18 protein-coding genes are annotated in these 17,751 nt (G+C 52.5%); 8 read left to right on the top strand and 10 right to left on the bottom strand.

The features are described from left to right. Positions 1-23: 23 nt before the first annotated feature. Complete coding sequence (locus RAC89_RS24220; RefSeq protein ID WP_306616315.1) at positions 24-185, top strand: hypothetical protein; 162 nt, start codon at positions 24-26, stop codon at positions 183-185. A gap of 98 nt (positions 186-283) precedes the next feature. Here the strand turns inward: RAC89_RS24220 and RAC89_RS24215 are convergent, their stop codons facing one another. Beyond that, positions 284-1,372, bottom strand: a complete 1,089-nt coding sequence (locus RAC89_RS24215; RefSeq protein WP_306616314.1) for a GerAB/ArcD/ProY family transporter — start codon at positions 1,370-1,372, stop codon at positions 284-286. A 212-nt stretch (positions 1,373-1,584) separates the two neighbouring features. Here RAC89_RS24215 and RAC89_RS24210 point away from each other — a divergent pair, with 212 nt between their 5' ends. From RAC89_RS24210 to RAC89_RS24200, 3 genes are all read left to right on the top strand, one after another. Then, complete coding sequence (locus tag RAC89_RS24210; RefSeq protein WP_373430053.1) at positions 1,585-3,177, top strand: spore germination protein; 1,593 nt, start codon at positions 1,585-1,587, stop codon at positions 3,175-3,177. Positions 3,178-3,256: 79 nt separating this feature from the next. Further along, on the top strand, positions 3,257-4,441 hold the full coding sequence (locus RAC89_RS24205) for a Ger(x)C family spore germination protein (RefSeq protein ID WP_306616313.1): 1,185 nt from the start codon (positions 3,257-3,259) through the stop codon (positions 4,439-4,441). Continuing rightward, positions 4,441-4,662 carry a hypothetical protein gene (locus RAC89_RS24200; RefSeq protein ID WP_306616312.1) on the top strand — a complete coding sequence of 74 codons (222 nt, stop codon included), beginning with the start codon at positions 4,441-4,443 and terminating at the stop codon, positions 4,660-4,662. Before RAC89_RS24205 ends, RAC89_RS24200 begins: the two co-directional genes overlap by 1 nt. A gap of 83 nt (positions 4,663-4,745) precedes the next feature. Here the strand turns inward: RAC89_RS24200 and RAC89_RS24195 are convergent, their stop codons facing one another. Next, on the bottom strand, positions 4,746-5,705 hold the full coding sequence (locus tag RAC89_RS24195) for a D-2-hydroxyacid dehydrogenase family protein (protein ID WP_306616310.1): 960 nt from the start codon (positions 5,703-5,705) through the stop codon (positions 4,746-4,748). 123 nt (positions 5,706-5,828) lie between these two features. Here RAC89_RS24195 and RAC89_RS24190 point away from each other — a divergent pair, with 123 nt between their 5' ends. Further along, positions 5,829-7,583, top strand: coding sequence for an ABC transporter substrate-binding protein (locus RAC89_RS24190; RefSeq protein WP_306616309.1), 1,755 nt, complete (start codon positions 5,829-5,831; stop codon positions 7,581-7,583). Here RAC89_RS24190 and speD read toward each other — a convergent pair. Continuing rightward, entirely contained in the window at positions 7,577-8,392 is an 816-nt protein-coding gene (gene speD, locus RAC89_RS24185) for an adenosylmethionine decarboxylase (RefSeq protein ID WP_306616308.1), read from the bottom strand. The two genes, RAC89_RS24190 and speD, sit on opposite strands and share 7 nt — an antisense overlap. Positions 8,393-8,599: 207 nt before the next feature. Here speD and RAC89_RS24180 point away from each other — a divergent pair, with 207 nt between their 5' ends. After that, complete coding sequence (locus tag RAC89_RS24180; RefSeq protein WP_306616307.1) at positions 8,600-8,887, top strand: hypothetical protein; 288 nt, start codon at positions 8,600-8,602, stop codon at positions 8,885-8,887. Positions 8,888-8,950: 63 nt separating this feature from the next. Here RAC89_RS24180 and RAC89_RS24175 read toward each other — a convergent pair whose 3' ends face one another. Together RAC89_RS24175 and RAC89_RS24170 are read right to left on the bottom strand one after the other, a co-directional pair. Next, the gene (locus RAC89_RS24175; protein ID WP_306616306.1) at positions 8,951-9,547 is read right to left on the bottom strand and encodes an AAA family ATPase; all 597 of its coding nucleotides are present in this window, start codon (positions 9,545-9,547) and stop codon (positions 8,951-8,953) included. 21 nt (positions 9,548-9,568) lie between these two features. Further along, entirely contained in the window at positions 9,569-10,546 is a 978-nt protein-coding gene (locus RAC89_RS24170) for a D-2-hydroxyacid dehydrogenase (RefSeq protein ID WP_306616305.1), read from the bottom strand. A gap of 98 nt (positions 10,547-10,644) precedes the next feature. Between RAC89_RS24170 and RAC89_RS24165 the strand changes: the two genes are divergently transcribed. Further along, a complete protein-coding gene (locus tag RAC89_RS24165; protein ID WP_284645495.1) occupies positions 10,645-10,773 on the top strand; it encodes a hypothetical protein in 129 nt (42 codons plus the stop codon). Between the two features lie 9 nt (positions 10,774-10,782). Here the strand turns inward: RAC89_RS24165 and RAC89_RS24160 are convergent, their stop codons facing one another. Beyond that, on the bottom strand, positions 10,783-11,772 hold the full coding sequence (locus RAC89_RS24160; RefSeq protein ID WP_306616304.1) for a glycerophosphodiester phosphodiesterase family protein: 990 nt from the start codon (positions 11,770-11,772) through the stop codon (positions 10,783-10,785). 171 nt (positions 11,773-11,943) lie between these two features. On the opposite strand from RAC89_RS24160, the gene RAC89_RS24155 reads away from it, so the two are divergent. Then, positions 11,944-12,963: a ParB/RepB/Spo0J family partition protein gene (locus tag RAC89_RS24155; RefSeq protein ID WP_306616303.1), complete on the top strand. Its 1,020-nt coding sequence runs from the start codon at positions 11,944-11,946 to the stop codon at positions 12,961-12,963. 61 nt (positions 12,964-13,024) lie between these two features. Here the strand turns inward: RAC89_RS24155 and RAC89_RS24150 are convergent, their stop codons facing one another. The 4 genes from RAC89_RS24150 to RAC89_RS24135 form a co-directional block, all read right to left on the bottom strand. After that, positions 13,025-14,044 (bottom strand): NAD-dependent epimerase/dehydratase family protein, encoded by a 1,020-nt coding sequence (locus RAC89_RS24150; RefSeq protein WP_306616302.1) that lies wholly within the window; start codon positions 14,042-14,044, stop codon positions 13,025-13,027. A 210-nt stretch (positions 14,045-14,254) separates the two neighbouring features. After that, positions 14,255-14,635 carry a hypothetical protein gene (locus RAC89_RS24145; RefSeq protein ID WP_306616301.1) on the bottom strand — a complete coding sequence of 127 codons (381 nt, stop codon included), beginning with the start codon at positions 14,633-14,635 and terminating at the stop codon, positions 14,255-14,257. Between the two features lie 3 nt (positions 14,636-14,638). After that, positions 14,639-16,621 carry a glycoside hydrolase family 36 protein gene (locus tag RAC89_RS24140; RefSeq protein ID WP_306616300.1) on the bottom strand — a complete coding sequence of 661 codons (1,983 nt, stop codon included), beginning with the start codon at positions 16,619-16,621 and terminating at the stop codon, positions 14,639-14,641. Positions 16,622-16,728: 107 nt separating this feature from the next. After that, positions 16,729-17,601: an AraC family transcriptional regulator gene (locus RAC89_RS24135; RefSeq protein WP_306616299.1), complete on the bottom strand. Its 873-nt coding sequence runs from the start codon at positions 17,599-17,601 to the stop codon at positions 16,729-16,731. Positions 17,602-17,751: the final 150 nt, after the last annotated feature.

Genomic DNA, 17,751 nt, shown 5'->3' with positions numbered 1-17,751 from the left:
TAGTCATGACGGGAGGAGACGTTATGCAAATGCATAGCTGCAAGCCGCTGGCTGAGGGAAGCACCATTGTTCTTCGTGAGGATGCTTGGAGGCTCTCCTTTCACGATCAGGAATGTGTCATTCAATTTTGTCCGTTCTGCGGCAGTAAGCTTCGCGTATTTCGTGAAATCCGAGATGAGAAGTAATGCAAAAGAAGAGGCTGTCCGGCTCACACTGCTGAGAACCGGATGGCCTCTTCTTTTTAATCCGCCGGGTCCCCACGGAACTCCTTACCCGCATTTACTTAGGTGCGTCGAAGCGCGGCTTGCCCGTCCCTGGCAGCAATCCTGCGGATCACGGCCGCGGCAAACACGAACATAGGTATGGCCATCTCAATCGAGTAATTAAAAAATATATTCGATGTGCTCATAAAGTGAGCAAATTCCTGCAGGCTGGGGGAAATCCAAATACTATATAAGGCCAGCAGGATACCCATCGGAAAAATAAGCGAGTGATGATCTCTCAGCTTCAGCCATTGAGCGGCACCCATCGTTAGTCCGTAATAGAAGATCGAAAGCTTCAAGAAAGCGCCGGCAACCCAGAGCGCCATGACGACCGACTCGAGCCGGGTCAAGAATGAGGCGATGCTTATGTACCTTACAGCGGCGAAAGCCGGATACGTTAGTGACGAGGTAAGGCTGCCGAAGATGAGCAGAACCATGAGATTAATAGCGGTCAATACGAGAGTGACAACGACTACGGCAATCAGACTCCATTTTAGCCCCTTTTGCCGTTCGTTCAGCATCGGAAGAAAAAACGACAGAAGCCAGAAATGATCAAACCAAGTGAGCAAAGGTACGGCTCCCATCAATGCAGGCTGGATGCCTTTCTCCATGACCGGCAGCATTCGAATCAGCTTCATGTCCGGCAAGAGTAACACGAAGATAATGATCCAGGAGAGGAAAATCACGGGTACGATCACCTGCGATAACCTAGCTAACACCTCTCCTCCCCCTCTTACGGCAAAGGAACAAACCAGCACCATGCTTGCCGAAATAACAATAACAGGCGTCTCCGGCAGAAATCCGCCCGCAATCAATTCAAAATATTGCCGAAGGACCGTTGTCCCGGAGTATAAACAATACATGACTAGCAAGGCCCCAAGCAGCTTTCCAAACACCGTTCCTAGAATATCCTCCATGTACTGGATCATCGTTTTTCCCGGATACCACTTATGAAGCTGATTCACGATGAAGACGATTATAAATCCGAGAAAGGACGCGATGAAGGGAGAAATCCACAAGTCCCGTCCCGCAAACTTCACAGTCAGCACAGGAGCCGTCAAATCGCCTGTGGCAATGATGACAGGATACATAAGAAAGGCCAATTGCATAGCTGATATTTTTCCTCTATCCACCATTGTACCCCGCCCCGTTGATATCGCAAATGATGTCACCAGTATTTGCAACATCGCCTGCTACTATTCCCCATTACTGGAAGGCTGCCTCAACCAAATAGCTGGTATTTTACATAAGAAGAAAATTCAATGCAAATAATGTAAAAAGCTACTGCCGATACTTATGACCTGATGATCTTAAAAAATGGATGGTAAGGGGAAGGAAATTGAGACACATCGGAAAATGGTTCAAACGCACATTACAATCGGATGCAAATCAGCAGCCGGCCGGCTCTTCACACGCTTCCTCATTGCAGGAACCGTTGTCATCCTTGCTGGATGATAACATGGAGGTGCTTCACCAGTTGTATGCAAATTGTGACGACGTCATCTTCCGAAGTTTTTCTATTGGAGGGCAAATCAAGGCTGCCGTCATCTACATAGACGGATTAACCGACACGGTGAGTCTGGATCGATTTGTATTCGAACCGCTGATGCAGGCTGACGGAGCGGAATGGGCCGACCTCCAATCGCTTATGCGGCATAAGCTTCCTGTCTCCAAGGTGACGGAACTGGATTCCTATTCCGCTGTGATTGATCAAATATCGAACGGCGCGCCGCTTCTTCTGGTGGACGGAAGTCCCCGAGCGATGGCTTTAGGGATGGCCCGGTGGGAAATGAGGAGTATTGAGGAGCCTACCGCAGAATCCGTTATTCGGGGTCCGCGGGAGGGCTTTATCGAGTCCATTGGTGTGAATGCTACCTTACTGCGGCGCAAGCTGAAGAGCCCGCAGCTAAAAATGCATTCGATCAAGATCGGCCGGTACTCCCAAACCCAAGTGATGATTGCCTATGTGGACGGGCTTGCCGACCCTACACTGATCAAGGAAGTTAAAGCACGTTTGCAGCGGATTCAAATCGACGGGGTGCTGGAAAGCGGCTATATCGAAGAGATGATCCAGGATAACCCTTACTCCCCTTTCCCGCAGCTGCTGGCGACAGAACGTCCGGATACGGTTGCCTCCGGACTGCTGGAGGGACGTGCAGCCATTTTGGTAGATGGAACTCCATTTGTATTAATTGCTCCGATCACCCTCTATTCGATGTTTCAATCGGCGGAGGATTATTATCAGCGATTTATTATCGGAACGGCCATTCGCTGGCTGCGTTACGTGTTTATTCTTGTCTCCTTGCTTATGCCTTCGGCATACATTGCCATTCTAACCTTTCATCAAGAAATGATCCCGACTGCTCTGCTGCTCAGCATTGCGCAATCAAGAGAGGAAATTCCCTTTCCGGCTTTAATAGAAGCGCTAATAATGGAGGTCTCTTTCGAAGCTCTGCGGGAAGCAGGTGTCCGACTTCCCAAGCAGGTAGGTGCAGCCGTCAGCATTGTGGGTGCTTTGGTTATCGGACAAGCGGCCACATCGGCAGGGCTCGTTTCCGCTCCCATGGTTATGGTTGTAGCCATAACGGGGATCGCTTCCTTCACAATTCCCCGGTATGCCGCCGGTACCGCCCTTAGAATCCTGAGGTTTCCCGTCATGTTCCTTGCAGGCACACTTGGCTTACTAGGGATTATGCTGGGGATTATCACGATCCTTGTGCATCTTTGCACGCTTCGTTCCTTTGGGGTCCCGTATTTATCTCCCATGGCACCATTGAAACTCCGTGACTTGAAGGATGTATTGCTGCGTGCTCCATGGTGGTCTTTGCAGGCACGCCCGCACCTTACCGGAGAATACAATCCCCACCGGCAGTCTTACGGTAATAAGCCTGATCCCGGGAAGGGAACCGAATAAACCCTTGATCGATGCAAGACTGAAGTGCAACTAATGCGAGGGAGAGAGAAAGAATTGTATGCGGAGAAACCCGGCTTACATGGCGCGTATTGTTATTTGCAGCTTGGTTATGCTTTCGCTTGGCGGGTGCTGGGACAGGGTCGAAGTGAATGACCTAGCCCTGGTTACGGCTGCTGCTATTGATAAAAGCGGCGGCGATGAGATCCGGCTTTCCGTCCAGGTATTTATTCCCCGAACGGGAGGTGGCGGGGGGCAAAGCATGAGTGGGGGCAAGCCGGAAGGTGGCGGCGGCGGCCAATCTATCGTAAGGACGGGGACCGGTGTCACGATAGCCGATGCTATGTCGAAGGTCCAGGAGGTATTACCCCGCAGACTGTTCTGGGGCCATACCGAAGTATTTATCATCGGCGAGAAGCTTGCTGCCACGGGAATACGAAAGCAAGTCGACTTTATCCTGCGTTTCCCGCTAATGCGCGAGCGTTCGAACCTCTTCATCAGCAACGGGGAAGCCAAACAAGTGGTGGAATCCATCCCCCCCTTGGAACGTTTCTCCGCCGAGGTGCTGAAGGAAATGGTAAAATCCAAAATAGGTCTGAATATTACCGTTAACGAGCTCGCTCAGATGTTATCCGGAGACTCGAATGCCGCAGTGCTTCCTTGGGTTGAGATGCTTCACGCTAAAGGAAACGAACGTCATCAGCCGATCCCCTATATCAAGGGTTCCGCCGTCTTCAAGGATGACCGGATGGTCGGTATGCTTGACCAGCAGTCGACGCGCGGGGTTCTTTGGCTTCGCAATGAGATGGACAGAGCCGTCGTAACCGTAGCCCCTGACGGAGAAGACGGAGGCCACGTGTCGTTCTTGCTGCTCAAAAGCAGCACGCAGCTTATCCCTAACATTACCGGAGATGCATGGAGCATGACCGTAAAGATTGAAACGGAAGACGATATCATACAGAACACAACGAGACTGGATATCAACAAGCCGGAAATTACCCGGCAGCTTGGGAAGCTCCTAGAGAAGGACATTGAAGACCGGGTTCATTTGGCATTGCGTAAAGCGCAACAGGAGCTGAAGGCCGATATCTTCGGTTTCAATCAAGTGTTTCACAGCAGATACTCAAAGCAATGGAATCAATTGAAGCATCAATGGGAGGACAAATTCCCGACGATTGAGGTCAATGTAGAGGCAAAAGCAAAGGTACTCCGACCTGGCATGATCACCACCGGGGGCAGTTTACCAAAGGAAGAGGTGAAGAAGTAATGAAGTGGCTGAATGTGATAGGATTGTTAGCGGTTGTGGGGTTGATGACGCTGTATGAATGGCCTCGAATCAAGGGGAAAAGGGAAAAATGGACTTACAGTATTCTCACACTACTAGGGCTGCAGCTTTCCATCCTCCTCATGTTTTTTCCCGAAATGCCAGGGCCGACAGAGCTCATCGATGCCCTATATAGCCCCCTTGGAAAGCTGCTTGAGAAATAGGTTTATCGGTGTCGGGCCTTCCGGCTAATAGTTCCGCTAAGAAAAGCCTTCATCATCAAAATGAAGGCTTCCTCTATCGGAAATTAATTTAGCATCCGGATCGGCGCCCCCTCGAGGAACGCTTGAATATCCTCCACAGCCCCTCGGTAGAAGGTCTCATAATTTCTTCGGGTTACATAGCCCAAATGCGGTGTTGTCAGCACACGCGGCAGCGATCGATAAGGATGATCCTGCGGCAGCGGCTCGATATCGAACACATCCAATCCTGCCCCTGCAATCCAGCCGTTCATCAACGCCTTGGCCAGCGCTGTCTGATCCACGATCGCAGCACGCGAGGTGTTGATAAGGTATGCGGTGGAACGCATCCGCTGCAGCTCGGCCTCCCCCACCAATCCTCTCGTCCGGTCGCTTAGGACTACGTGAATCGAAACAAAATCGCTGCCCTCCAGCAGCTCCTCCTTGGAGCCGGCCAGCATTACGCCTTGCTCCGCCGCCTTATCCTCGGTCAGGTTTTGGCTCCAAGCCATGACCTCCATCCCGAACGCTTGTCCGATCCGGGCTACCCGGCTTCCGATCTTCCCAAGCCCCAGCAGACCCAAGCGCTTGCCGTATAGATCGGTGCCGACGGTGGTCTGCCAAGGACCTCCTGCGCGCAGGGCTTGATGCTCATCGGCGACATGCCGGGCCAGTCCAAGTAATAATGCCCATGTAAGCTCGACAGGCGGCTCTGAATGGCCGGGCGTACCGCACACCGTCACGCCATGGGATGCTGCGGCAGCAAGATCGATGGACGCATTGCGCAATCCCGTAGTTACAAGCAGCTTAAGCCGCGGCAAGCGTGCCAGCAGAGAAGCCCGGAAAGGCGTACGCTCCCTCATAATGACCAGAATGTCGTACGATGCCAGCCGCCGTACCAGCTCCTCCTCCGTTTGGATATGCTCATGAATCGATTCCAGCTCGACCCGGTCCTGAAGCACGGACCAATCCGTTACCTCCAATGCCACCTTCTGATAATCGTCCAGAATCGCACAGCGCAGCTTCATATTACAGCTCTCTCCTTTAGTGTTCGTCTTTTCCTCTATACTACCTTGTCAAAAGGGAAAGAAAAAGTCTATAATCTTTCTCATTAACTTGCCCTTTATGACCTGAGTATCGGAGATGAAAGCGTGACACATCAAGAGGCATATTTGCTTGTAAGAGCCCACTTTCCGGATCGGCTGCCTCAGGAAATCGCACTGACGATAGATGAACTGTGCGGATTGCTGACATGCACCCGCCAGAACGTGAAGCTGCTGCTCCATAAATGGAGTGACCAAGGCTGGGTTTCCTGGTATCCGGGCCGCGGACGCGGGCATTATTCCCGGATTCGGTTCCACCGTCAGCTCCGGGAGCACCTAATGGAGCTTGCTATCAGACAAATTCGCAGCGGCAACATCCAGTCGGCACATGATCTCGTAAGGAAATACGGAGCTCGGGACGGCTTCAAAGCGGCATGGACCGCTTGGATGTCAACCCAATTCGGGTGGCGGCAGGAAGTCACGGATGGCGGGAATGAAGATGTACTCCGGCTCCCTTATTATCGGCCGATCGGAGCACTGGACCCATTAAACTCGCAGCTCCGCACGGACGCGCATTGGGTCAAGCAGGTATTCGATACGCTTGTGGAATGGGATGCCGAGCGGCATCAAGCGGTCCCCCACTTGGCTCTGGAGTGGGACTGTGATGAAAGCGGCAGGCAGTGGGTCTTTTATTTAAGGAAAGGCGTTCATTTTCATCACGGGGCTGAATTGACTTCAGAAGATGTTGTCTATTCTTTGAATCGGCTTAGAATGAGCGGTGATCGTTCGGATTATTGGGCCCTATTGATCCGGGAGATTGCTCCTCTTGGCCCACTGGCGGTTTCCATTACATTAAAGGAGCCGAATTCGCTATTCCTTCATGTCCTCGCTTCCCCACGGTTCTCTATCGCTGCCAAGGACCACAAACATCTCATAGGTTCAGGCCCTTTTACTATCGAGGAGCAGACCAAGGAGCGCTTCGTGCTGAAGGCGTTTGCCGGGTACTTTCAAGGACGCCCCCAGCTGGATACCATTGAGCTTTGGATCACGGACAGCGTACCTGATGATTCTATGTATGTTCCGCTCAAGGCGGCCGCTTCAGAGCAACCTGAATATAAGTGCATCCGAAGTAAGGAAAATGGTGCATGCTACTTGCTGTTCAACAGCCGAAAAACCGGTCCCCAGCAGCATCCTGCTTTTCGGCGGGCGCTTGCCCTGATTCTGGACCGCGCCCGATTGGTGCAATCACTGGGCTCTGACCGCTTTGCTCCGGCAACCGGCTTTCACCCAAGCATCATGGTCGAGGAGGCTTGGGAAGCTCCCGACTTACTTGAGCTCGAAGGGCTTCTTAACCAAGCGGGCTACCGGGGCGAAACCTTGCGGCTGCGCACCTATTTCGTTTCGGATGGCGCCTATGAGCGGTCGGCACAAGCCATTGCGGCGCAATGCGAACCCTTCGGGATCCGCATGAAGGCGGAGATCAGCAGCCGACAAGTCTTTCATTCCAGTACAGCGGATGCCGAGCTCTTGTTGATGGGCGTCGTGGCAGGTGACGATTGGGGTTTATTCCTGCACCAAATGATACGAAGCGATATCGGGCTTTGGAAATCGTATCTGCCTGCCCATACCAAGGAAGAGCTGGAGAAGCTTCTGGAGCAGGTGCTAATGAATCCGGACGGCATTTTTAACGTAGAAGCCATTCGGCAAATGGATGTAATTCTTCAGGAGCAGCATGCCGTTCTTTGTCTGTACCATAACATCGTATCCACTGTAATTCACCGCCGCTTGCGCGGGGTGAAGCTATCCTCCAGCGGTTGGCTGCAATTCAAAGACGTATGGTTTTCCCCACGGGAGACTCAGTGATAGAACAACAAATTTTTGCCGTAATAAATTTCGTCCATTTCCGTCTTCAGCCGGTCTGTAATGCTCTCCTGCTCTTCCTGCGTCAACGTTTCCTTCGTATAGCCAAAGAGATAATTATCCAGATCGAAATTTTTCAGCTTGCACTTGGTATGAAAAACATTTTCCTGATATACGTTGACATCAATCATATCGTACAGCGCTTTGATCTCCTCGGGAATATAGTTCTGAATCGAGCTGATCTCGTGGTCGATAAACAGCTTATGGCCGCTGATGTCCCGCGTAAAGCCTCGTACCCGATAGTCAATCGTCATAATGTCGGTATCGAAGGAATGGATCAAATAATTCAGCGCCTTCAGCGGTGAAATTTCTCCGCAGGTTGAGACATCGATGTCCGCACGGAACGTACTGATCCCTTCGTCAGGATGGTATTCGGGGTACGTGTGTACCGTAATATGGCTCTTGTCCAGGCTCATCGTGACGGCGGTCGGCAACGGTCCCGGAGATTCCTCGAACGACTCCGTCGGCACCTCGACGACCGGCCCCTCGGATACGAGCATGGTCACACTCGCCCCTTGGGGGACATAGTCCTGCTTGGCTACACTCAGCACATTGGCTTCGATAATATCGGCAACCGTGTTAAGAATGAAAGTAAGCCGGTCCGCATTGTATTGCTCGTCAATATACGCAATATAGGCCTCCCTCTCTTCCGCATCCTTGGTATAGCAAATATCATACATATTGAAGCTCAGCGATTTCGTCAGATTGTTAAAGCCATGCAGCGTGATGCGCTGCTCCGGAGTCAGTTTCACTATGCGATTTCCCCTTATTTTTCCAATGTTCAGTACCGATACTCATCTATTCTTATTCCCATAAAAACACAATTTGATGCTAATTTAATAACTTGCAGCCGCTTTTCCGATCATAGGACGCATTCGCGGCGAATACGATGTAGCAACTAGCGATTAAAGCGCAGCATGGTTGTTCCGTGTTAACCCATTGTCAAAGGAGAGATGGCCGTGAAAAGCTTGAAAACAAAAGTATCCGCGCTGTTCGTCTGCTCTGCTCTTTTACTTCCCAGCATTGTAAGCGCTGCCACTACTGCTGATCCGAAGGCAACTTCCACTGCTGCGACCAAGCCGGCGGCAACCGTGTCCATTCCCGTCACGGAAGTGAACGGCGTTAAGGTTCCGGGGAAGTACATTTCGGTTAAAGACTGCAAGGTGGCATGGGTTCCAGGTGGTGTTGGGCTAGTGGTGGTAGCCAAGGACGTACCGTTACCGAAGGGAGCGATCGTGATCAAGTAGGCTATTGATACAACCAAGGGCTGTCCTGAAGCGGATGATCTCCACCTCGGGACAGCCCTTCGGTCAGCTGAAAAACCGGATATGTCTAATTTGGGTGAGAAGCCGGTCCCTTGCTTTGGCAGCCTTACCTCTCGGGTCCGGGCGAAGGGGGAGCTGCAGCATCGCGGCAATCGATTCGGCCGCCGCCGCAACCGTCATATGCTCGGTGTCCAGATGATGCCGGAAGGTTTCGTCGGACAACCCTGCCAGGCATCGGTCGATCTGTTGTGCCGCCCACGATTGCCTCCCTTCGCCTCTGCTGCGAAGCCGCCTCAGCAGCATTTCCTTGGAAGCGCATAGAGTAAAATGCTTCACCGTCACTCCATCCGCTCTTAGTCTTCCGACAATCTCCTGAAAGTACGAGGGATTCACGATCGTCATCGGTACAATGATACAGCCGCTGTATTCCATTGATAAATATTTCAGCATGCTGAAGTTAATTTCTCTCCACATCGGATAATCCTGAAAATCGCTTTTGGCGATATCGCGGGGTATGCTTTTTCGAATGTAAAAGCCCGCGTTTTCAGGATCAAAGACCATCGATTGGGGAAGTCTTCTATGCAGCTCATACGATGTCTGGGTTTTCCCCGAGCCGAACGCACCGTTGATCCAAATGATCAAAGCCTTCACCCTTGCTCTCGTTTATTTTACTTCACACACATCGTTGACGACATTCGCCGCTTGCCCCGCAAGATAACAGCGGATATTCTCCACTGCAGCATCCATCAACCGTGAGCGCGCCTCCTTTGTGGCCCAGGCAATATGCGGGGTGATGATACAATTCGGTGCATTCAACAGAGGATTGTCTTCGCCCGGGGGCTCCGTCGAGAGTACATCCAGTGCGGCTCCTGCTATAGCTCCGCTATGCAGAGCTTCTGCAAGCGCCGATTCGTCGATTAACCCTCCTCGCGACGTATTGATCAAGATCGCTGTCGGCTTCATTTGCCGGAGCCATTGCGCGTTAATCATACGTTCCGTTTCCGGGGTGAGCGGACAATGCAGACTTACGACATCGGAAGTCCGGAACAAGGTCTCCCGATCGACCCGCTCGATCCCCTCATAGGCCTCAGGCTGACTTCTTCCGCTGCCTACGGCTATGACCCTCATACCGAAGGCTTGTGCGATACGGGCGGTTTGCAGCCCGATTCTCCCCAGGCCGATAAGCCCGAGCGTCTTGTCGGCCAGCTCCACCAGCGGCGACTTGGTAAAGCTGAAATCGGCACTGTTCGTCCATTCGCCCGAATGGACCGCATCACTGTGCAGCCGCACTCGATGACACAGCTCCAGGAGCAATGCGAAGACGAGCTGGGCGACCGATTGGGTGCTGTAGGCAGGAACATTCGTTACAGGAATGCCTCGTTCTCTTGCAGCATGAATATCGACGATGTTATAGCCGGTAGCAAGCACACCGATATAACGAAGCTTCGGGAGCTTCGCCAAGGTCTCGCCGGATAGCGGCGTTTTGTTAGTTAATACGATCTCCGCATGGGCTGCCCGGGAAGGAATGTCTTCCGGTGAGGTCCGATCGTATAGAGTCACCTCTCCCAGCTGCTTTAGTTCATCCCAGCTCAGATCCCCAGGGTTTAAGGTGTAACCGTCCAAGACGACAATCGATGTCATAAGAAGCTCCCTTCATCAAAAGGCATGGATTCGAATCAGCATAAGGACATTCCTCCCCCGAATACATTAGAAATATATGGATAAAAGGGGATGTGCCTATGTTTAAGCAAGCCGTGGATTGGAATCTCGTCTCCTTCGTCTCAATGACACTTATTGCTGATTATCTCCATCATACACCCAAGCTTCATCTGCCGAAAGTATATTATTGGAAGTGGGATCGCGGTTAGCAGCTGCACCTATCGAATGACGCGATCCCACCTGGCAAGCCGATCGATCCGATTCGTCCATATGGCCCCGTCGAAGCCCCTAGGCAATCTCTTGACATCCTCCAGGGAATCGAAGCCGGAGGAGAATTCCGTTCCGTTCCCTCCGGTGACAATAACACGAGTATCGGATTCTTCCATCCGCTGCAGGAAGCGGTTAGGCCAGCCCCATAAATACGGAGCGATATCTTCGGGTATATGCAGCTGCGTCCCCTGACAGCTCTTCGGTATGTATCCGGTCCAGCCCATGGCGGCATACGGGATGAGGCAAGCCTTCATCGTTTGCTTTGACATGGCCCGTACGGAGGGCAGCTCCTCGTGAAGCGAGGCGATCGGCCGGTCTCCGCCATACACCGTTATCAGCTCTCGGCGTTCCTCCGGAAAGATGGACAAATACCGCGCCAGATGTCTACCCTCCTCGGGATCGTTGCTTTTGACGTGCAGCAGCAGCGAATGCCGCGGAAAATGCTCCATCACCTCATCCAAGGAAGGCATCAGCCCGATTCCCTTTCCGCGAAAAGGATATGTTTGTCCGCCGTCAGCCGTGTAGCCGTAGCCGATATCCAGCTGCTTCAGTTCAGCCAGTGAATAATCCCGGGTTGTGCCCTTCCCGTTCGTCCGACAGTCAAGCGTCCAATCATGGAATACGGCAAACTGGTTGTCTTTGGTGATGTGAATGTCCAGCTCCACAATATCCGCTCCGGCCTTAAAAGCTTCTTCCATGGAAGCAATCGTATTCTCCAGGTAAGAATGCTCCGGCGGATAGATGCGCTCTGCCGTACAGGTATCCCCCGTAATGCCTTCCATGGTGAAGGTTTGCGCCATTCCCCGGTGAGCCAGCAGCAGAGGCGTGCCCTCACGGTCCGGAGCCAGCAAGGAGCTGTTATTCAAATAAACGAGGAGAAGCAGCAGCAGTACGATCTGAAAGCTCCTCTTTTTGAACAAAAGATAAATGAAGTTCATCTTCTCCCTCCTTCTTCTATACCTATTGTAGCTGATCTCGTCAGGCGGAAGTACTGATAGATCCCTGATAGATCCCTTACGTTGATCGAAGCTTCCCCCTTCACAGGCTTGTAAGCTATAATAGTGCTTGATAGATACGTTAAGAGATTCAAGAGATTAGGAGATCGACGAATGGACATCGCCCAAATACGTATTGACCTTATTGAGGAAGATAAGGATCAGCCGAGATATCAATTTGACGAGGAATCTCTCGAGGAGCTGGTCAAGAGCATTGAGGAGCTTGGACTGCTTTCTCCGATTAAGGTAAGAACGACGCAGGACGGACGTTATAAAATCATCTACGGCAACCGGCGGTACAAAGCCTGCCTCGCGCTGGGCCTGCCGACGATCCCCTGCATCGTCTCGAACGTTACGGATGAAGTGGAAATTTATTTGGAGCAAATTGCCGAGAACTTAACGAGAAGCGGCTTCACCCCCATCGAGGAGGCAGAGGCGTTCCATAAGCTGCTGAACGATCCGAAATTTACGGCATCGACCAAGTTTTTGGCCAGCAAGCTGGGCAAGCCGGAATCGTACATAAAGAACAAGCTCGATTTACTCAAGTTCGGCACGGCGGTCCGCAAGCTGGTCGTCAGCGGGACGGAGATACGGAAAGACAGGCTGACCGAGGATCAGCTGCTGCCGATCAAAGATCTGCCGCTCGAGCACAGGGATCCTTTGGCCTTGATCATCGCAAGGGACGAGCTGCCCGTAAGCGATGTGAAGAAGATTGCGAAGCTTTTTAAGGATAAGGAAATTGCCGCCGGCACGAAGGACAAGCTTCTGTTGAAATCAGGTCCGGGACTTCTGGAGACCTGGTCGGTATATGAGCACAACAAGGCGGAACGGGCCCGATCCCAGCAGGAGCCGAAGCCCGCGGCGGCGAAGAAGGGAAAATCCGAGCGGGGCGTTAAAGAGCTGGAAGCCCCGCCTGCCCTTCAGAGCGAAGCACCGGCAGTCACGCCTATCGAAGGCGAGCTGCAGCAGCTGCTTACCGCCCTCCCGGCTTATAGTCCCCTGCTGGAAGAGGTTGCGCAGTCCTGTGCCCGGGTGCAGCATAGAGACGAGTTTGTGGCCGGAGTCGACCGGCTGATTACGGATTTGGAACAACACCTTGCGGAGTGGAAAAGCATTCGGGAGCTGATGAAATAACTCAATAAAAGAGGCGGGAGCTACCCCTAATAGGTAGCCACCCCGCCTATTTGCATGACGTCTACTGTGCCCCGAACGACCCCATGGTTCGGCTCCAGTCCGCATGGATTGCCGCGAGCCGATCCTCCAGCCGCATTTTATCAGCATCCACGGTATGTCCTTCGCTCTCATACCAGTTCAGCATCATCCGCAGTCCCTCATTCAGCGAAATCGTCACCTGAAAATTCGGAATATCCCGTTTCGCCTTCGAGTTATCGAACAGACCCGCGTAGCTCTTCTCGTAATGAAGATGGGCAAACATCCCGGGATCCACCTTCATCAGCAGCTCCGTCGGCAAGTGGACGATGTTCGGCTCGATTCCAAGAATGCGTCCGAACTCCAGATATAAATCGTCCCATATCCGGTTCTCCTCGCTCGTGGCATGATACGCCTGACCGTAGGTGCGCTCGTTCCCCACTGCTCCCACGAAGGCTTTCGCCAAATCCGGGGCAAAGGTAAAGCTCCATGGAAGCTTGCCGTCCCCGAACATCACCAGCGGGAGACCATTGCGAATGCGATGAACAATGTTGTAATTTTGCCTTAATACGCCCAGGTTCGCCGCTCCGATGCCATACGTTAATGAAGGCCGGATGATGGTTACGGCGGGTCCATCCTCTTGGCTGAGTCCGTTCAAATATAGCTCCATTTGAGCCTTCTCATAGGCATAAGGGAAGCCCGGATCGTCGAACAGCAGCTCGTCGTCTTCGCGAACCGGTGTGGTACGGAAAGGTCGCTTATACGCGGCTCCAGTGGAACAAAAGATGAGCTGAACAGCACTTCCGCGGAAGGTATCCACAGTAAGGCGGGCATCCTGCTCGGTAAAGCTGATCATATCAATCACGACATCGAAGCTTCGTCCCGACATCAACGTGCGGAACGCCTCCGGTTCCGATTTGCTCCCGACCAGCCATTCGTAACGCTCCGCTTGCGGCAGGCTCTTCGAGCCGCGGTTGAAGATCGTCACTTCGTGCCCGGCATCAAGCAGCTGCTGCGAGATTTGACTGCTGATGACACCTGTACCGCCCAAAACCAACACTTTCATTAGCTCGCCACCCATCTTTAGGATATATTTGCACACGTGTGCAAACCTCTCCTTCTATTGTACCATGCAAGGTCAGGGATGGGAACCGGCTATTGCTTGATATAGTCCGGAACATCGGGAAAGTACAACGTACTCATGGTTATTCCATCTCAGAAAAAAAGTCCGCCCAAGCCGAATGAACGGCCAGACAGACTTTCCAATGTCATGCTTCTATATAAGCTCAAGCCTCAGCCGCCCGGCAAATCGATCCTTTAGCAGGATACGCAGGTATTCCCCTTCCGCGAGCCATTGCGCGGGTCCTTGCTGCCCGTTGCTCCATGCTTTCCCTTGTGGCGCGCGCAAGACCATGGTTACCGGGTAGTCCCAAGGCCAATGGATGCGAAGCTCGACGCTTTGACCGAAATAACGCAAGCTCTCCACCTCTGTACCACCCATGGAGAAATGGCCATTGGTGTAGACGAGCTGCGGTTCTGCAGTCATCTCAGGCGTAATTCGCAAATGGTGCGTTGCATGCGGGGCAAGCTCTCCAAGCGGGATCCGGTCACCGTATTTCAAATTCCTCCAGATGCTTCCGCTCCAGAAATCAGCCACAGTTTAGCTATCATTCGTTGACGCAAAATGTCCCACCAATTGCTCATCTAGCCTAACGTCGACCTCCGACTGCACATCCTCCCAATTCACGATGCTGGCGGTGTGCCATATGCCAAGGCCCGCTTCGGTTCTGTCCACTTTCACGTCGAACCGATTGCTGTACTGCTTGCTCTCGTACATATCGCGGGGAACGGCAGCACTTCCTAGGGCCGGACTCAGATGGCGCATTAAACCGATTCTGTCGCGATCGATCTCGGCCATCGGCTCGGTGAAGCAGACCAAGCCGCCGCCCCAGTATTGATTGAGCGCGGTCGTACGTGCCTCCTCATCGTTCAAGAGGCCGAGACTAAGATCAAGCGAACGGAATTTGTGCTCTTGCCGTCTAACCATCAATGCGTCAGGATCGTTATGCCATAGCTCATTCATCCAATAGCGGAGCACGTTCTGCTTAATGGTAAAGGGAGCTACCTTGCCGCCCTGCTTCCCCTTCCACTCCGACCACATGCTAAGCACATCCGAGCTGGTGCGATGAGCATCCGCCAGTCCTGATGGCGCACTGAACAGCCCGCCGCAGATCAGCAGATATCCCTCTTCGCCGATCCCTCTGCGTACAGCCTCGATACCCATCCGGTAGGCCTCGGCCCGGGTCGCTTTCGGATTATAGTATTGAACCTCAGCATCCAAAGCAACCGCGCGGGTAAAATCAAGCTTGTGGTACGTATACCCCCAAGCCGTCAGCTTCCGGTACAGACCCTCGATCCAAGCCTGCACTTCGGGATGGGTAACGTCCCACACCAGATTATCCGTGTTATTCATATAAAATAGGACAGGGTCGCCATGCTTATCCCTGAGCAGCCAATCATCGTGATGGAACCGCATGTCGCTGCGCGGCTCGACCAAGAAGGGCGCGGTCCAGATCCCCGGACGGTAACCTGCCGCTTGAATTTCCCGGGCAACCTTCTCCATGCCGTCCGGGAACCTGTGGTTACCGTCCCAGTTGCCGAAGCGTTGCTCCCATCCCTCGTCTATTTGAACGACATCGATGGGAAACTGCCGGTCCCGTAACGCCTGGAGGTTCGTATACACATCCTCCTGACTCACCGTATCGCCGTAATAATACCATGTGCAGAAGACGGATGGCGGATTGGGCGTCGCACAGGATCCCGTCTTTTCTTTCTTTTCTTGCACGTAGCGATTCGTTGCCTCGAACGGTTCGCCTGTATCCAGGCGGAGCCATTCCCCTTCCCGCACCTCGCCCGGCTCAAGCGGCACTCCATCCAGCAGGCAGGAGGCTTCCAGCAGCTCCAGCGATTGCTTGCGCTCATCCAAGCGGATGCGGCATTCGGACAATTGGCGCACTCCCTCTACAAACCCGATTAACAGAGTGGCCGAACCGGCCTTCGTGCCACCCGCAATTACGCTCAGCTCGTCACTGACAATCTCGTTCAGCGGCTTATCAGTAGATGCGGCATATTTGCCTGTCTCGCTCAGGCCGACGAGCGCGTCCATATAGGCTCCATCATTGCGGCCCAGCACACAAACGGAGGGGAGATCGTTCTTCTGCCGTCCGCTCCGATAGAAAACCCAATCCGCAGCATCACGATTTCCCAACCACAAATGATGCTGATCATGAATAACCAGCGGCGTCAACCGGTGAAGCCGTAAAATGCTTTCACCGATGTTTCGTGCGATCAAGCGCAGCTCGATGGAAGACGCATCCGCTTGCCGATATTTTATTTGCCGAATACATTCAAGCGAACCACAAGTAAAGCGATCCGAAACCAGCTGTGAAGATGCCGTACCTGGCGTCCCCGGCACCTCCGTTTGAATACGCTCTTGGAATACCCATTCCTTCCCAGAATCGGCGCCCTCCCAGTCTGCATCCATTCCCGCGGTCAGCCTAAAATCAGGCCCGTCCCAGTACAGCCCCATTGCCTCCGGCTTTACATTCAGGTTCCACTGATGATTTTCCGTTTCCATTTTCATCCTCTTCCCCTCTCGATGCTCGCATACCCTTCCTATCTCTATTATAACCCTTATCAAACAACCGAAAAAAGACAGCAACCGGGTATTCGGCATGCTGCCCTTTCCGTTCAAGTATGGAGGATCATCTTGCGGAATCCGGCCGGCGTAAGACCGATTTTTTTACCGAAGATGGTACAGAAATGAGAAGGATTCGGTATGCCGACTCGAATGCCGATTTCTTCGACCGAAAGCTTGGTCGTTTGCAGCAGCAGGCAGGCTTCCTTTAACCGGCGCGCGATAAGGTAATCCGTAATTGTATTGCCGGTTGCATTCCTGAACAAGCGGGATGTGTGGTAGGTCGTTAAGTGCAGATCTGCCGCCAGCTTCTCGAGTACGAACGGCTCCGTATAATGCTCCTCAATCCACTGCATAATCAACTCCGCATAGTGCTGCTTCCTTTGCTCGACAGTTCCCTCTCCGTTTGGAGTCCGAGTGCTGTAAGGACGCAGGTTTTGCAGAAAGGCGATCATAAACAGGACGAAAATTTCGTTATGCTCTTCTTTCGGTTGGGATTTCAGACTCCGGTGCAGGTTCTCGTAAAGGAAGGTAAACTCGCATAGCTGCTCCGAAACATCAAATACGGGGGATTCCAGCTTCCCTTTCCATAGATGCTGAAAAAAACGACGCAGTGCAGGAAACGGAATCAGGTAATGATTCAGGACATTCGCGTCAAAAATAATGATGCTCCGTACATATCCGATATGATCATCGCGTTCGAGGACCAAACGATGCACTTCGAACGGCTGAAAAATCAGAATCGATCCAGACCGGATCTGGTATGTACGGCCGCTTAGCTTCAGCGTACCTTGACCGTGATAGATAAATAAAAACTCCATCCCCTGATGCGCATGGAAGTTCTCAAACACGCTTCCAACCGTCTTATTTTTGTGAAACAAATAAAACGGCTTTAGCCCCACATTGACGTTATGAGATACCCTCACTCCGATCCCTCCGGCAGCTATTTGTAATCGATTTCAATTACTACCATTTTCAGTGTATGCGGTTCCGAACCGGAATACAAGACCCGAATCAAGAACGGAACCTTCTTGCGGTCAAATCGAGCAACACAACAAAAGAAGCGTGCAATGCAG

Source organism: Paenibacillus sp. GD4, assembly GCF_030846225.1.
Taxonomy (GTDB): domain Bacteria; phylum Bacillota; class Bacilli; order Paenibacillales; family NBRC-103111; genus Paenibacillus_G; species Paenibacillus_G silviterrae.
Note: the sequence above shows the minus strand (reverse complement) of the source record. Positions and strands in the feature narration are given on the sequence as shown.

Bases quoted from the DNA above. Each gene is read 5' to 3' on its own strand.
- RAC89_RS24165 (WP_284645495.1), top strand. From the start codon at position 10,645: ATGTTTAAGCAAGCCGTGGATTGGAATCTCGTCTCCTTCGTCTCAATG.
- RAC89_RS24170 (WP_306616305.1), bottom strand. From the start codon at position 10,546: ATGACATCGATTGTCGTCTTGGACGGTTACACCTTAAACCCTGGGGAT.
- RAC89_RS24215 (WP_306616314.1), bottom strand. From the start codon at position 1,372: ATGCAATTGGCCTTTCTTATGTATCCTGTCATCATTGCCACAGGCGAT.
- RAC89_RS24200 (WP_306616312.1), top strand. From the start codon at position 4,441: ATGAAGTGGCTGAATGTGATAGGATTGTTAGCGGTTGTGGGGTTGATG.
- RAC89_RS24195 (WP_306616310.1), bottom strand. From the start codon at position 5,705: ATGAAGCTGCGCTGTGCGATTCTGGACGATTATCAGAAGGTGGCATTG.
- RAC89_RS24210 (WP_373430053.1), top strand. From the start codon at position 1,585: ATGGTAAGGGGAAGGAAATTGAGACACATCGGAAAATGGTTCAAACGC.
- RAC89_RS24155 (WP_306616303.1), top strand. From the start codon at position 11,944: ATGGACATCGCCCAAATACGTATTGACCTTATTGAGGAAGATAAGGAT.
- RAC89_RS24150 (WP_306616302.1), bottom strand. From the start codon at position 14,044: ATGAAAGTGTTGGTTTTGGGCGGTACAGGTGTCATCAGCAGTCAAATC.
- RAC89_RS24160 (WP_306616304.1), bottom strand. From the start codon at position 11,772: ATGAACTTCATTTATCTTTTGTTCAAAAAGAGGAGCTTTCAGATCGTA.
- RAC89_RS24205 (WP_306616313.1), top strand. From the start codon at position 3,257: ATGGCGCGTATTGTTATTTGCAGCTTGGTTATGCTTTCGCTTGGCGGG.
- RAC89_RS24220 (WP_306616315.1), top strand. From the start codon at position 24: ATGCAAATGCATAGCTGCAAGCCGCTGGCTGAGGGAAGCACCATTGTT.
- RAC89_RS24140 (WP_306616300.1), bottom strand. From the start codon at position 16,621: ATGAAAATGGAAACGGAAAATCATCAGTGGAACCTGAATGTAAAGCCG.